At 71.3% G+C, this 14,729-nt stretch carries 13 protein-coding genes; 9 read left to right on the plus strand and 4 right to left on the minus strand.

Annotated elements, in window-relative coordinates:
• Positions 1-102 precede the first annotated feature (102 nt).
• The 4 genes from EDF42_RS08085 (at position 103) to EDF42_RS08100 (ending at position 3,938) form a co-directional block, all read left to right on the plus strand.
• The gene (locus EDF42_RS08085; protein WP_123671964.1) at positions 103-2,322 is read left to right on the plus strand and encodes an APC family permease; all 2,220 of its coding nucleotides are present in this window, start codon (positions 103-105) and stop codon (positions 2,320-2,322) included.
• Positions 2,323-2,333: 11 nt separating this feature from the next.
• The gene (locus EDF42_RS08090; protein WP_123671965.1) at positions 2,334-3,089 is read left to right on the plus strand and encodes a hypothetical protein; all 756 of its coding nucleotides are present in this window, start codon (positions 2,334-2,336) and stop codon (positions 3,087-3,089) included.
• Positions 3,090-3,142: 53 nt separating this feature from the next.
• Entirely contained in the window at positions 3,143-3,388 is a 246-nt protein-coding gene (locus tag EDF42_RS08095; protein WP_123293659.1) for a DUF3072 domain-containing protein, read from the plus strand.
• A 109-nt stretch (positions 3,389-3,497) separates the two neighbouring features.
• Positions 3,498-3,938, plus strand: coding sequence for a DoxX family protein (locus EDF42_RS08100; RefSeq protein WP_123671966.1), 441 nt, complete (start codon positions 3,498-3,500; stop codon positions 3,936-3,938).
• A gap of 400 nt (positions 3,939-4,338) precedes the next feature.
• On the opposite strand, the gene EDF42_RS08105 is transcribed toward EDF42_RS08100, so the two are convergent.
• The gene (locus EDF42_RS08105) at positions 4,339-5,454 is read right to left on the minus strand and encodes an NAD(P)-binding domain-containing protein (protein ID WP_123671967.1); all 1,116 of its coding nucleotides are present in this window, start codon (positions 5,452-5,454) and stop codon (positions 4,339-4,341) included.
• A gap of 158 nt (positions 5,455-5,612) precedes the next feature.
• On the opposite strand from EDF42_RS08105, the gene EDF42_RS08110 reads away from it, so the two are divergent.
• Entirely contained in the window at positions 5,613-5,831 is a 219-nt protein-coding gene (locus tag EDF42_RS08110; RefSeq protein ID WP_111085566.1) for a DUF3073 domain-containing protein, read from the plus strand.
• A 181-nt stretch (positions 5,832-6,012) separates the two neighbouring features.
• Here the strand turns inward: EDF42_RS08110 and purM are convergent, their stop codons facing one another.
• Positions 6,013-7,128 carry a phosphoribosylformylglycinamidine cyclo-ligase gene (gene purM / locus EDF42_RS08115; protein WP_123340140.1) on the minus strand — a complete coding sequence of 372 codons (1,116 nt, stop codon included), beginning with the start codon at positions 7,126-7,128 and terminating at the stop codon, positions 6,013-6,015.
• Positions 7,129-7,201: 73 nt separating this feature from the next.
• Between purM and purF the strand changes: the two genes are divergently transcribed.
• Positions 7,202-8,659, plus strand: coding sequence for an amidophosphoribosyltransferase (gene purF, locus EDF42_RS08120; protein WP_111085568.1), 1,458 nt, complete (start codon positions 7,202-7,204; stop codon positions 8,657-8,659).
• Positions 8,660-8,742: 83 nt separating this feature from the next.
• Here purF and EDF42_RS08125 read toward each other — a convergent pair whose 3' ends face one another.
• Entirely contained in the window at positions 8,743-9,138 is a 396-nt protein-coding gene (locus EDF42_RS08125) for a hypothetical protein (protein ID WP_111085569.1), read from the minus strand.
• A gap of 162 nt (positions 9,139-9,300) precedes the next feature.
• Between EDF42_RS08125 and EDF42_RS08130 the strand changes: the two genes are divergently transcribed.
• Positions 9,301-11,832 (plus strand): LuxR C-terminal-related transcriptional regulator, encoded by a 2,532-nt coding sequence (locus EDF42_RS08130; protein WP_123671968.1) that lies wholly within the window; start codon positions 9,301-9,303, stop codon positions 11,830-11,832.
• Positions 11,833-12,054: 222 nt separating this feature from the next.
• On the opposite strand, the gene EDF42_RS08135 is transcribed toward EDF42_RS08130, so the two are convergent.
• Positions 12,055-12,417 (minus strand): sterol carrier family protein, encoded by a 363-nt coding sequence (locus tag EDF42_RS08135; protein ID WP_123672190.1) that lies wholly within the window; start codon positions 12,415-12,417, stop codon positions 12,055-12,057.
• Positions 12,418-12,474: 57 nt separating this feature from the next.
• Between EDF42_RS08135 and purD the strand changes: the two genes are divergently transcribed.
• Positions 12,475-13,743 (plus strand): phosphoribosylamine--glycine ligase, encoded by a 1,269-nt coding sequence (gene purD, locus EDF42_RS08140; RefSeq protein ID WP_123671969.1) that lies wholly within the window; start codon positions 12,475-12,477, stop codon positions 13,741-13,743.
• Complete coding sequence (locus tag EDF42_RS08145) at positions 13,740-14,609, plus strand: phosphoribosylaminoimidazolesuccinocarboxamide synthase (RefSeq protein WP_123671970.1); 870 nt, start codon at positions 13,740-13,742, stop codon at positions 14,607-14,609. The genes purD and EDF42_RS08145 overlap by 4 nt, the downstream gene beginning before the upstream one ends.
• Positions 14,610-14,729 lie beyond the last annotated feature (120 nt).

Consider the following 14,729-nt stretch of genomic DNA (forward strand, 5'->3'; position numbering starts at 1 on the left):
TCAACCGCAAGGGGTGATCGGGGTGCGGCATCGACGACACGCGACCGAGCGGGAATGACCGCCCGGGCACCCGTGTTGACTCCCGCCCGGAACTGAGTAGGTTTGCCGCTCGTGACGAACGAGGTCCGGTCGCTGAAAGCGCGACTGATCGGGGATCCCCTCCCCTCCGAGAAGCTCGAAGGACAGCTCCTCCCGAAGCACCTGGCACTGCCGATCTTCGCGAGTGACCCGCTGTCCTCTGTCGCGTACGCACCACAGGAACTCCTGATGATCCTGCTGCTCGGCGGGATGTCGTTCCTGACCTTCGCACCGTGGGTGGCCGCGCTCGTGGTGCTGCTGCTCGTGGTGGTCGTCGCGTCCTACCGGCAGCTCATCAAGGCGTACCCGTCCGGCGGCGGCGACTACGAGGTCGCGCACCGGAACCTCGGCGAGAAGGCCGGGCTGGTCGTCGCGAGCGCGCTGCTCGTCGACTACGTCATGACGGTCGCCGTGTCGGTGGCCTCCGGCGTGGACAACATCATCTCGGCGCTGCCGATGCTGAACGACGTCCGCGTCGAACTCGCGCTCGTGTTCGTCGTGCTCCTCGCCGCCACGAACCTGCGCGGCGTGCGGGAGTCGAGCAAGGCCTTCGCCATCCCCACCTACCTGTTCGTGGCGTCGGTCTTCGTGATGGTCGTCACCGGCCTGGTCCGGGTCGCCGCGGGACACGCCCCGGTCGCCGAGTCCGCCGGGTACACCGTCGACAACGTCGAGCACACGACGCAGGCGGCGTTCATCCTGCTGCTCCTCCGGGCCTTCGCCTCCGGCTGCTCGGCGCTGACCGGCGTCGAGGCCATCGCGAACGGCGTGCAGGCCTTCCGACGCCCGAAGATCAAGAACGCGCAGGCGACCCTGGTGGCGATGGGCGGCATCGCGATCGTCCTGTTCATCGGGCTCATCACGCTCGCGCTCGTGTCCCGCGTGCACTACGCCGAACGCGCCTGCGACCTGGTCGGCTTCGCGAACTGCGCGACGACGCCGCAGCGCTCCCTCATCGCCCAGATCGCGGCGGCGACGTTCGGTGACAACTCGGTACTGTTCTTCCTCATCCAGGCGACGACGGCGGCGGTCCTGCTCCTCGCCGCGAACACGGCGTTCAACGGGTTCCCGCTGCTCGGCTCGATCCTGGCCCGCGACTCGTACGCCCCGAAGGCCCTGTCGACCCGCGGCGACCGGCTCATCTACTCGAACGGCGTCATCGTCCTGGCGCTCGTCGCCGCAGCGCTGCTCGTGGTGTACCGGGCGAACGTCACGAGCCTCATCCAGCTCTACATCATCGGCGTCTTCGTGTCGTTCACGCTCGGCCAGACGGGCATGGTCGTGCACTGGACGCGCCTGCTGCGCGCGGACCGGGCCGGTACCGCCGACCCGTCCGTCAACCGCGCGCAGGTGGTGCGCTCCCGCACCATCAACGCGATCGGGGCCACCTTCACCCTGGTCGTCCTGGTCATCGTCACGATCACCAAGTTCACGCACGGCGCCTGGCTCGTGTTCCTGATCATGCCGATCCTGTACGTGCTCATGCTCGGCGTGAACCGCTACTACCGCGACGTCTCGCACGAGATCGAGGCCGACGTCGAGACCGAGTTCGGCGCCACCGGCGACCACGCCGTCGTGCTGGTGAACAAGCTGCAGAAGCCCGTGCTCAAGGCCCTCGACTACGCGATCGCCGCCGAGCACGCCAGCTGCGAGGCGGTCCACGTGGCGATCGACGACGCCGACGCCCAGCACCTGCGCGACCAGTGGGCCGAGTACGGCATCCGGATGCCGTTGACCATCGTGCCGAGTCCGTACCGCGACATCTCGATGCCGCTCATCAAGTACATCAAGGCGCACCGGCTCGAGCACGGCTCCGAGGTCGTCACCGTCTACACGCCGATCTTCATCGTCGGTCACTGGTGGGAGGGCCTGCTCCACAACCACCGTGGCCGTCGCATCCGCAAGAAGCTCCTGCTCGTGCACGGCGTCACCGTGGCGCTGGTGCCGTGGCTGCTCGACTCGTCCGAACTGCTGTACGGCCGCCGGTCGCGTCCGCTCCCCGGCCAGGAACGTCGCGGCGAGCCCGTGCGGCCGCCGCTCCGCCGGTCCCTCGCCGGCTCGGCCGGAGCGCCGGTCGACGGTGTCGTCGACGATCGCCTGGCCCGGTCCGCGCAGCGGAACAGCCTGCAGCCGCGTCGCGCGACCCGACCGGCCGGTCCCGCCGAGGGCGTCGATCCCGCGCAGTGCACCGGTGAGCTGCACGCGCTCGTGCCGACCTCGCCGCGCCGGGGCGACGAGTCGTAGCATCTGACGTCATGACGATCACCGACCTGCGGACGTTCGCCACGTTCGACGGACACGGCGGCAAGGTGTCGAAGCGCGTCGAGGTGCTGGACCACGAGCCCGTCGCGGGCAGCCGCCACGAAGGACTCGTCGCGGTGCGCGGCGAGCACCCTCTGGGCGCGCTCGACGAGCGCGCCGCCGACGAGTCGGCAGCGCTGTCGCGCGGCGTCCCCAGCGTCGGCTGGGTCGACCCGTCGACGCTGCGCGACTGGTACCGCCCGGACCGCGTGGTCATCACCCGGCTCGAGGCGCGGCAGTCCGGCATCGAGCCCGGTCTCTACGCCGATTCGCGCGGTCGCGGACGGGTCCGGATCGACGGCCTGGAGGCACGGCTCGCCCCGGACGGTCGGCCCGCCTTCCGCGCACTGGCCGGTTCCGAAGCGCCCTGGGTGGTCGACGTCCCCCTGCCGACGGACCAGGCGGTGCGCCTCGTGGCGGTCGCCGAGGTCGACGAGGGCTTCGAGGTCGTGACCGCTCCGGTGTCCCCGTTCCTGCAGCCCGGCGAGTACGCGGCATTCGACGACGACGTCCCCGGTCTGCCCCCGCGACCGTCCACTGGCCGGGTCGTGGTGTCCGCGACCGTGCTGCTCGACGGATCGCTGCACGAAGTCGAGCGGATCGACGAGCAGGCCGCGACGATCTGGGTCCGGCGCGAGGGACGGACCGTTCCGATCGCCACGAGTGCGGTCGGTCCGGACCTGGTGCGGTACTCGGCCACGCCGGTCTGACGGGGGACACGCGCCTGCGGGGCGCGTCGGGGGTGCGGCGTAGCGTCCTCGGCATGAGTGATGCAGAAGAGACCCTCGGCGGCGCCCGTCCGGACCCGTCGACCGACGCGAGCAAGGACCCCGAGCAGTGGGTCACCGGTGACGAGCCGATGACCGGACCCCAGCGGAGCTACCTCGACACCCTGGCCCGCGAAGCCGGCGAGGAGCTCTCCGCTGACCTGACCAAGGCCGAGGCCTCGGAGCACATCGACCGCCTGCAGCAGCAGACCGGCCGCGGCACCGACACCACGGGTTCCTGAGAGCGGGTCCGCCCTTCGGCGGACCCCAGCCTGGGCATGTTCTGGTGAAGTCCGGGCAGACCCCCGGACGGGGGGAATCGATGACGCGTCACCGGTTACCGTCGTGGCCATGCGAACGACATCGACCTCCATCGGCCTGACCGCGCTCCGCATCGTCCTCGGGGTGGTGTTCATCGCTCACGGCGCGCAGAAGTTCGCCCAGGGCATCCCGAACGTCGCCCAGGGCTTCTCCGGCATGGGCGTCCCGCTCGCCGACGTCGCCGCGCCCCTGGTCGCCGGCCTCGAACTCGTCGGCGGTGTGCTGCTCGTGCTCGGCGTCGCCACCCGCGTTGTGGGCGTCCTGCTCGCCGTGGACATGGTCGTCGCGGGGTTGCTCGCGCACGCGTCGTCCGGCTTCTACTCGCAGGACGGCGGCTTCGAGTACGTGCTCGTCCTGGCCGTCGGTTCGCTCGTCGTGGCGCTGACCGGCCCGGGGCGGTTCTCGCTCGACGCCGTGTTCCTGGCGTCGTCCCGTCGCCGTCGTGGCGTGCAGGAGCCCCTGCCCGCCTGACCCGCGGTGTGTGCGTGCGTGCGTGTGTGCGGGCGTGCGTGCGGGCGGGCGTCGGGCGTGCGGGCGTGCGTGCTGCGCCGCCGCCTGCCGCCGCCGCGTGCGGCCTGGCGTGCTGCTGCCGCCTGGCGTGCCGCCCCGTCGTGCTGCGCACGGTGCGCGCTTCGTGGGCCCGTGCGAGGTTGACCGCTCGGTGCGCCGACAGAGCCTCGCACCGAGCTGCTAACCCCGCACGGGAGGACGAACCTCGCACGGTGCGCAGTCCACCCAGGCCGCACGGGAGGACGAACCTCGTACGGTGCGCAGCCCGCCGACCCCGCACCGCCCGACGAACCTCGCACGGTGCGCAGTCCACCCAGGCCGCACGGGACGACGAACCTCGCACGGTGCGAGGTTGACCGGCTCAGGCGGCGGCGAGCACGTCCATCACCTGGCGGGCGATGAGCCGTCCGGCCCGGTTCGCCCCGATCGTCGACGCCTGCGGCCCGTAGCCCGCCAGGAACAACCGCGGCTCGTCGACCGAACGCCCGTCCGCCACGACGACCCCGCCGGCCGCGGTCCGCAGGTGCAGCGGCGCGAGGTGCCGCAGGTCGGCCCTGAACCCGGTCGCCCAGAGGACCGCGTCGGCATGCACGTGCGTGCCGTCGGCCGTCACCACGCCGGTCTCGTCCATCCGGGTGAACATCGGCTGGTCGCGCAGGACCCCGCGGTCGATGCCCGCTCGGATCCGCCGCGAGACCGGCACGCCCGTGCCGCTCACGATGCTCGGGAGCACCTCGCCGGCGCGGGCGGCCCGGTCCTGCTCGTCGACCGCTGCGACCGCCGACTCGAGGTCGAGCGACGACGAGTCCGCCCACACCATCGGCCGTCGGGTGAACCAGTGGGTGGACCGCGCGACACCGTCGAGCTCGAGCAGGAAACCGATAGCACTCGTCCCGCCGCCGACCACGACGACGTCCTGCCGGGCGAACTCCGCGGCGCTGCGGTACTCGGTCGTGTCGAGCTGTCGTCCGCGGAACGCGCCTCGGCCCGGGTACCACGGCACGAACGGCGTGCCCCACGTGCCCGATGCGTTCACCACGACGTCGGCGCGGATCCGGGTCTCGGCGCCGTCGGCGGAGCGGGTCGTGACGCACAGTCGGCCGTCCGCGGTGCGCGAGACCGACGGCACCGAGACCGGACGCCGGACCCGCAGGTCGTAGTGCTGCTCGAACCGCCGGTAGTACTCCCCCACGACGTCCCGGGCGGGTCGTGACCGATCGGCGTCGTCGAACTGCAGCCCCATCGCCCGCATCCCCGGCAGGTCGTGCACGCGGTGCGCCGCGCCGAGCCGCAGGGCCTCCCACCGGAACTGCCAGGCACCGCCCGTGCTCGGGGCACGATCGAGCAGCACCAGGTCGGTGCCGGGCACGAGCCCCAGGCGGCGCAGGTGGTATCCCACCGACAGTCCGGCCTGCCCCGCACCGATGACGACGACACGGGCGGACTGGTCGGCTGGGTTCTCGAGGGGTTCGGTCATCACTTCGATTCTCCTGTGCGCGGAGCCGTCGCGGCGACGTCCAGATCGAGGTACATGGTAGAGTGATCGGCAGATTTCAAACCACGAACCGTCTGGTTCCCCGAGTGATCTTCCGTCATTCGCCAGGACCGGACCAGAGCCGAACGAGGGGGTCACGCATGGGGCGCGGCCGTCAAAAGGCGAAGCACACCAAGGTCGCCCGTGAGCTGAAGTACTTCAGCCCGCAGACGAACTACGGTGCACTCGAGCAGGAGCTCTCCGCCGGACAACACTCCGATGACGATCTCGTCGACCGCTGGGCGGACCAGTACGGTCCCGAAGCGGCAGACGAATCCGACGAGTTCGAGACCGAAGCGGACCAGAACAAGTCCGCCTGACCGGCACAGCCGTCACGCCGCGCGCCCCCGGGCAGCGCGGCGTTTCTGCGTGCCTGGGCGGCCAGGCACCGGGGCCGCACGGCCAGATGCCGAGGCCGGACAGCCAGGCGCCGAGGCCGCACGGCCAGATGCAGAGGCCGCACGACCTGTTCTCAGCCCGTGCGACCTCGACCAGCCCGGGTCAGGCGGCGTAGCTCCCGACGAGCCGCACGGCACCGCCGTCGACACCCTTGGCGCCCTGTTCGAAGCCGGTCAGGTCGCGGGCCGACGTGGCGATCGTGCCGACGGGCCACGCGGGCATCCCGGCGACGCCGAGCGACTCGATGACGTCCACCGCGGCACTGGCGGACACCACGGCGAACATGCCGATGCCCAGGTTCCAGGTGCCCTCGGTGTCCTCGATCGGGGTGCCGGCCATGTCGGCGAGCACGCGGAAGACGGGGAGCGGCTGCCAGGTCGAACGGTCGACCTCGATCCACGAGCCGACGGGCAGCACGCGCGCCAGGTTCGCCGCGATGCCACCACCGGTCACGTGCGACAGGGAGTGCACGGCGCCCGGGTGCTGCTCGAGCAGCTCCAGCAACGGCGTCGTGTACAGGCGGGTGGGCTCCAGCAGGGCCTCGCCGACGGAAACCGCGCCGCCGAACCCGACACCGCTCAGCTCGGCCAGCTGGTCGGTGTACCCGACCCCGCGCGACGCCAGGATGTGCCGGACGAGCGAGTACCCGTTCGAGTGCAGCCCGGACGACTCGATCGCGAGCACGACGTCGCCGTCCTGCACCAGGTGGGCGCCGAGCTGCGAACCGGCCTCGACGACACCCGTCGCGGCGCCGGCGACGTCGTAGTCGTCCGGACCGAGCAGCCCGGGGTGCTCGGCGGTCTCGCCACCGACCAGCGCGGTGCCTGTGGCCGAGCAGCCGCGGGCGATGCCGGCGACGATGTCGGCGATGCGGTTCGGCACGACGCGCCCGCAGGCGATGTAGTCGGTCATGAACAGCGGCTTCGCACCGACCACCACGATGTCGTCGACGACCATGCCGACCAGGTCCTGCCCGATGGTGTCGTGCTTGTCGATCGCCTGGGCGATGGCGACCTTGGTGCCGACGCCGTCGGTCGAGGTCGCGAGCAACGGGTGTGAGAAGTCCTTCAGGAAGGACACGTCGTAGAGTCCGGCGAAGCCGCCCACGCCGCCCAGCACGTGGCTGTTGTGCGTCGCCGCGACTGCGGACTTCATGAGTTCGACGGCCAGGTCACCGGCAGCGGTGTCCACTCCGGCTTCGGCGTACGGGTTGGGCATGCGGAGTCCTTCGCGGTGACATGGCAGACTTGTTCGGTACCCCCCGATTCTACGGTCTGGAGCACACCCGCGAATGTGCGGCATCGTCGGCCTCGTTGCACAGGGCCCCGCCAACCAATCCATCTACGACGCACTGCTCCTCCTGCAGCACCGCGGGCAGGACTCGACAGGCATCGCCACGGTCGAGGGTCACGTGCACCACATGCACAAGACCCGCGGCCACGTGCGGGAGTCGTTCCGAACCCGTGACATGCGCGCCCTCCTCGGCACCATGGGCCTCGGCCACGTGCGCTACGCCACCAAGGGCGCGGCGAGCAACGAGGAAGAGGCGCAGCCGTTCTACGTGAACGCGCCGTACGGCATCGTCCTCGTCCACAACGGCAACCTCACCAACACGCGGGAACTGACGCGTGAACTGTTCGACATCGACCGTCGGCACCTCAACACCACGTCGGACACCGAGCTCCTGGTGAACGTGCTGGCGCACGAGCTGCAGGGACAGGTCCGCGGCACGGATCTCGACCCCGGGCAGGTCTTCGACGCCGTCGAGCGCGTGCACGAGCGGGTCGAGGGCTCCTACGCCACGATCGCCACGATCGCCGGCCACGGGCTGCTCGCGTTCCGCGACCCGTTCGGCATCCGGCCGCTCATCCTCGGCCACAAGTTCGACGAGGCCGGCCAGCCCGAGTGGGTCGTCGCGAGCGAGTCGCTGGTGCTCGAGTCCGGCGGCTACGAGATCGTGCGCGACGTCGCCCCGGGCGAGGCGATCTTCATCGAGATGAACGGGCAGATGCACGCCCGGCAGTGCGCGAAGAACCCGCGGCTCGTGCCGTGCTCGTTCGAGTACGTGTACCTGGCCCGTCCCGACTCGGTCATGAACGGCATCTCGGTCTACGACGCCCGCCTGCGCCTCGGCAACCGGCTGGCGGACACCATCGAGCAGTACGCGCCGACCGGTGACATCGACGTCGTCATGCCGATCCCGGACTCGTCCCGACCGGCCGCGATGCAGGTCGCGCGGAAGCTCGGCATCGAGTACCGCGAGGGCTTCTACAAGAACCGCTACGTCGGCCGGACCTTCATCATGCCGGGCCAGGCGGAGCGCAAGCGGTCCGTCCGGCAGAAGCTCAACGCGATGTCGTCGGAGTTCAAGGGCAAGAACATCCTGATCGTCGACGACTCGATCGTGCGCGGCACGACGAGCAAGGAGATCGTGGAGATGGCCCGCGCCGCCGGTGCGAACGAGGTCACCTTCACGAGCGCCGCTCCCCCGGTCCGGTTCCCGCACGTGTACGGCATCAACATGCCGACGCGCGACGAGCTCATCGCGCACGACCGGAAGATCCCGGAGATCAACCGCGTGCTCGGCAGCGATCACCTGATCTACCAGGAGATCGGCGACATGCGGGACGCAATCATCGAGGGCTCCGACGTGACCGACCTCGAGATGAGCTGCTTCACGGGCGAGTACGTCACGGGCACCGTGAGCCCGGAGTACCTGTCCTGGGTCGAGGCGAACCAGCTCAGCTAGGTCGCGTCCGAGACGCACCCACCTGACAGACGGGAGGCCCGTGGCGGTGTCGCCACGGGCCTCCCGTCTGGAAGCGGTCGCGGCTACGGCCGCTGGTCGCCGTGCTCGTCGATCTCGCCGTCGACCGTCTCGGGCGGCAGCTCGACCTCGACACGCTCCGCCGTCAGGCGGGCCGCGCGCCGGGCGAAGACCCGGTCGAACACGACGGCGACGACCGCGCCGACGAAGGCACCGATCGTGACGCCCCACAGGCTGAAGTAGCCCACCAGGCTGCCGAAGCTCGACTCCTCCTGCTGGCCACCGAGGTTCATGGTGAGCGAGACGACGATCAGGGTCGCGATGAACCCGAGCACCGCACCGCCGACGATGAACACCCCGAACTTCGGGGCACGACGGATCGTGACCTCGTCAGAGGTGGAGACGGCGTTCGGCGCAGGGGCCGGGACCGGCTGGTCGTCGGGTCGATCGGTGTTGCTCACCCACCCATTGTCCCCCACTGTGGGACGTCTCCCGGCCTGTCCGCGCAGTCCGATCCAGGAGAGGATGATCCGTACGCGTTGGTATCCCAAGGGCTGGAGGTGACACGGATGCGAGAACGGACCGTACGGGGACGAGGTCGCACCCCGAGCACCCCGGCGCGCGTGACCTGGCCCGTGATGCAACGCCACGAAGAGGACCGTGCCGTGTCCGTCGTCGCGGAGCACCAGTGGAGCGTCGCGCTCGTCGGCGCCCCGGGTCTCGGCAAGAGCACCGTCGCCGCCCGCGTCACCGACCGCGTCGCCGGACGGGACGCCACCGGGCGCACGGTCGTGGTGCCCATCACCGCCGTCGCCTCCGGGCGATCGATGCCCTTCGGCGCGATCTCGGACCGCTTCGGCGAGCTGCCGGCGACCCTGTCGGAACTGTCCGACGACGCCGGGGCCGAGCAGCGCCTCCGGGCGATCGCCGACCTGGCCGACCGCGACGTCCTGCTGCGCGTCGACGACGCCGACCACCTCGACGCGATCTCCGCCCGGTACGTGGCGTGGCTCGTCCGGCACCAGGGTGCGCGGCTCGTCCTGACCTGCCGTGACTTCACCGCGCTGCCGGAACCGCTCCGCGCCCTGTGGCAGGACGACCTGCTCGAGCGCATCGACCTCGAGCCGCTCACCCTGCGCGAGACGTCGGCACTGGTGGCCGAGGCGCTGGGCTCGCAGCTCGAGAACGCCTCGGCCGAACGGGTGCACCGGGCGACCGCCGGCAACCCGCTCTACCTGCGTGAGGTCGTCCGCGCCGCTCGCACTTCAGGTGCGCTCGAGCACACGGCGTCCGGGTGGTACTGGCGCGGCCGGGTGACGGCGTCGAACAGCCTCGCAGACATGTACCGGACGGAACTCGGCTCGCTGCCGGAGGACCTACGCGACGTCGTCGACATCGTGGCACTGGCCGACCCGATCCCGCTCGCACGGCTGCTCGGCCTGGTCAGCGGCGGCGACGTCGACCGCGTGGTCGCGCTCGGGCTGGTCCGGATCGACTCGCTCGACGACGGCGCCGCGGTGGCCCGTCCGCAGCACCCGCTCGTCGGCGACGTGATCCGCGGCCTGGTGCCGGTCGCCCGCCGCACGGCGCTCTTCGCCCGCGCGAACGCCTTCCGCGCCGACAGCGCCGAGGGCGCGCCGCCCGCCGCGCGCTTGCGGTCGGCGCTCTGGGCGCTCGACTGCGGTGTCGTGCCGCCGGTCGAGCAGCTGCTCGACGCGGCGCAGGTCGCGGTGCGGCTGCAGGAGCACGAGAGCGCGATCGCCCTGGCCTCCGCAGCGCTCCGGCGGACGCTGCACCCGAACGAGCAGGTCGCCGCGCGCTGCCTGCGGTCGCTGGCGTACTCGTACACCGACGGGCGCGAGGCCGGTCGCGCCGACGCCGAGGCTGCCTGGGCCGTCGCCCGTGCAGACCCCGGCACGGTGGACGACGCCCTCGTGGTCGAGGCCTGCGAGATCCTCGCCAACATCCGGCAGTTCCACGACGACGACGTGCTGGCAGCGGTCGCGCTCACCGACGTCGCCAGCCGGCTGGTGTCCGGCGACGCGGTCGAACGGCTCCGCCTGCTGCGACTCGCACACCTCGGGTGGGGCGGACGGTTCGACGAGGTGCGGGCCGAACTCGAGCACAGCGGCATCGTGCACGCCCCGACCATCCCGTTCGCGTTCCTGTGCGTCGCCCCCTGCGCGATCATGGCGCTCGCCACGGCCGGCCGGCTCGACGACGCCTCGGCCCTCGGTCGCCGGGCACTGGCCACCGCGATCGAGCACCTCGAGGACGCACCGTGGAGCGTCGGCGAGATCTTTTCAGTGCTGCACCAGGTGCAGGTTTGGCGCGGCGACCTCGCCGACCTGCTCACCGAGGTGCCCGTCCGACGGTCCAACCCGTACCTGAAGTACGACTTCACCCTCGAGCTCATCGGCGACGGCAACCTCGCCATCGGCCAACGGCGCTGGGACGACGCGATCGCGGCGTTCTCGGCAGCCTGCGAACGGTACGACGTCGCGGACCACGGCGGCTTCGCTGCCTACCCGTGGGCACGGCTCGCGATGGCGTACGCCTACGCCGGTCGCACCGAGGACGCCACGCGTGCGCTCGACCGGGCGAGGGCCACCCCGCAGCGAGCGATGCGGATCACCGGGGAGCAGGTCGCGGTGACGATCGCCTGGACCGAGGCGGTGCTCGGCAACCCGGCCGGGCTCCGGCACGCCGACGACATCATCGACCGCGGGACGGCGAGCGGTGGGTGGACGCACGTCATGTACGCGCAGACGCTGCACTACGCGATGGACATGCTGAACGGACGCGAGACTGGTACCTCGCTCGGTCGCATGCGCGAGGCAGCGGCTCGGGTCGACGGTCCGCTCGCCGCGGCGATCGTCGAGTACGCCGACGCCCTGACCGCACGCGACCGGACGCGGGTGATCGCGGCGCAGGGGGCGCTCGCGTCGCACGGCATGGCGGTCACGGCCGGCCGGCCGAAACCACCGCTCACGAACCGCGAGTACCAGGTCGCCGAGCTCGCGGCGCAGGGGTTGAGCAACCGCCTGATCGGCGAGGAGCTCGGGCTCTCGACGCGGACCATCGACGCGCACCTGTCGCGGGTGTTCGGCAAGTGGGACCTGCATGCTCGTTCGGAGCTCGCCGGACTCTTCTGAGTCTACTCGTGACGCAAGAACGTTGCGCATTGCAGCACGACGCGCCGCGGCGGTTGACACGTTGTGTGGAACATCGCGTACCTTGGTCCCTGTCGCCGGGTTCGGACCCGTTCGGGTCGGGTCCGAATCCCGGCGACTTCAAGCGTAGGTTCGCAGTGCATGCGCCCGCATCGGTAGGGACTACCTAATTCGGTTCGTCCGCCTAGGTAGTGCTGGACGCGACTAGAGCGCGACCCGCACCGGCAGGAACGCCGTCAGGTCCGCACGCGAGCCGGAAGCGCTGACACGTGACTGCGCGACGGCCTCGCCCCAGCTCAGCTCCGCGGTCGCGAGCGCGAGCCACGTCGTGGCGTCCGTCTCGACCACGTTCGGCGGCGTGCCACGGGTGTGGCGCGGGCCGGGGACGGCCTGGACCGCGGCGAACGGCGGCACCCGGACCTCGACGCTGTTGCCCGGCACGTCGTCGGCGAGGCGCTGCAGGGTCCACCGGACGGCCGTCGCGACGGCCGTCCGTGCCGTGTCGCCCTGCTGCACCGCGGTCAGTGCGGCGCGGCCGGCGGCGTCCTCGATCCTCCTGGGTGGCATCTCCACAGGCTAGCCGTCGCCTCGCGGGGGGCGAGTCCTGATCGGTAGGGTGATCGGGTGCGAATCCTCGTCCTCGGTTCCGGTGCCCGCGAGCACGCGATCATCACGGCCCTCCTCGCTGAACAGGCGGGCCACGTCATCACGGCTGCTCCCGGCAACGCCGGCATCGCCGCCGATGTCGAGACCGTCTCCCTCGACCCCACCAACGGCGCGCTCGTCGCCGAGTACGCGATCGAGAACGACGTCGAACTGGTCGTCGTCGGGCCCGAGGCGCCGCTCATCGCCGGTGTGGCCGACCCCGTCCGCACCCGGGGCATCCCGGTCTTCGGGCCGGGCAAGGCCGCCGCGCAGCTCGAGGGCTCGAAGGCCTTCGCCAAGCGCATCATGTCCGAGGCGAACGTGCCGACCGGCCGACCGGTGTACGCCGGCACGGCGGAAGAGGCCGTCGCCGCGATCGACGAGCTCGGCGCACCGTACGTCGTGAAGGCCGACGGGCTGGCCGCGGGCAAGGGCGTCCTCGTGACCGAGGACCGTCAGGCCGCGATCGACCACGCCACCTACTGGCTGCAGCACGGGCACGTCGTGGTCGAGGAGTTCCTCGACGGCGAAGAGGTCTCGTTGTTCTTCCTGAGCGACGGCCACGACGTCCGCCCGCTCAGCCCCGCGCAGGACTACAAGCGCCTGGCCGACGGCGATCTCGGACCGAACACCGGCGGCATGGGTGCGTACTCGCCGCTGCCGTGGCTGGCCGATCGTTGGGCGTCCGAGCAGGCCTTCGTCGACGAGGTCACCGAGCTGGTCGCGCTGCCCACCGTCCGTCGTCTCGAACACGAGGGAACCCCGTTCGTCGGGCTGCTCTACTGCGGGCTCATCGTCACCGAGCAGGGTGTCCGGGTCATCGAGTTCAACGCCCGCTTCGGCGACCCGGAGACCCAGGTCGTCCTCCCCCGCCTGGCGACGCCGCTGAGTGGACTGCTGCTCGCCGCCGCGACGGGCCAGCTCGGGGGCACCCCGGCACCCTCGTTCCGTCCGGATGCGGCGGTCACGGTCGTGCTCGCGAGCGAGGGCTACCCGGAGAACCCGCAGACCGGCCGTCCGATCACCGGCATCGACGCCGCGAACGCCCGCGACGGCGTATCCGTCGCCCACGCCGCCACCGGGGTGCTCGACGACACGCTCGTCGCCACCGGCGGCCGCGTGCTCAGCGTCGTCGCGACCGGGGCCGACTTCGTCCAGGCGCGGGAGCGCGCCTACGCGGGCCTCGGCGACATCACCCTGCAGGGCGCGCAGTACCGCACCGACATCGCCGCGAAGGTCACCCGATGAGCGCCGCGCCCGTGATCGAGGGCTGGGAGCACGTCTCGTCGGGCAAGGTCCGCGAGCTCTACGTGCCGACCGGCACCGCCGACATCCAGAGTGCGTCCGAGCTGCTGCTCGTGGCGTCCGACCGGGTCAGTGCCTACGACTTCGCGCTCGAGCCACCGATCCCCGGCAAGGGCGAACTGCTCACCCGCCTGTCGCGCTTCTGGTTCACGCAGCTGAGCGACGTGCCGAACCACATCATCGGCCCGTCGTCCGGTGGCACCCCCGTGCCGGCCGAGGTCGAGTCGCGGTCGATGCACGTCATGCCGCTCGAGATGTTCCCCGTCGAGTGCGTCGTGCGCGGGTACCTGGTCGGCAGCGGCTGGGCCGAGTACCAGCAGACCGGCAGCATCTGCGGCGTCGCCCTGCCCCAGGGGCTGTCGAACGGCGACCGGCTCCCCGAACCGATCTACACCCCCGCCTACAAGGCGCCGCAGGGCGAGCACGACGAGAACATCTCGTACGAGCAGACCGTCGACCTGGTCGGCGCCGAGGTCGCGGCGACCCTGCGCGACCTGTCGCTGCACGTGTACACCGAGGCAGCCGCGATCGCCCTGGAGCGCGACGTCGTGATCGCGGACACCAAGTTCGAGTTCGGGCAGGACGCCGACGGCCGGATCCGGATCGCGGACGAGGTCCTGACCAGCGACTCGAGCCGATACTGGGACGCCCGGGCCGACGGTCGGACGGACTCGTTCGACAAGCAGATCGTCCGCGACTGGCTCAGCGCCAACTGGGACCGCCAGGGCACGCCCCCGGTGCTGCCCGAGGCGATCGTGTCCCGCACCGCCGCGCGCTACGCCGAGCTCATCGAGCGCCTCGGCGCCTAGTCGGTTCCTGCTGCGGGCCTGCTGCGCGGACCCCGAGCGGGCCTCGACCGGTCATGACACCCCGCTCACATCCGGCGACCGGTCACGAGCCGTCGTTCAGACCCCCGGCGCCTGACCGTT

The organism is Curtobacterium sp. PhB172, from assembly GCF_003752545.1.
Taxonomy (GTDB): Bacteria; Actinomycetota; Actinomycetes; order Actinomycetales; family Microbacteriaceae; genus Curtobacterium.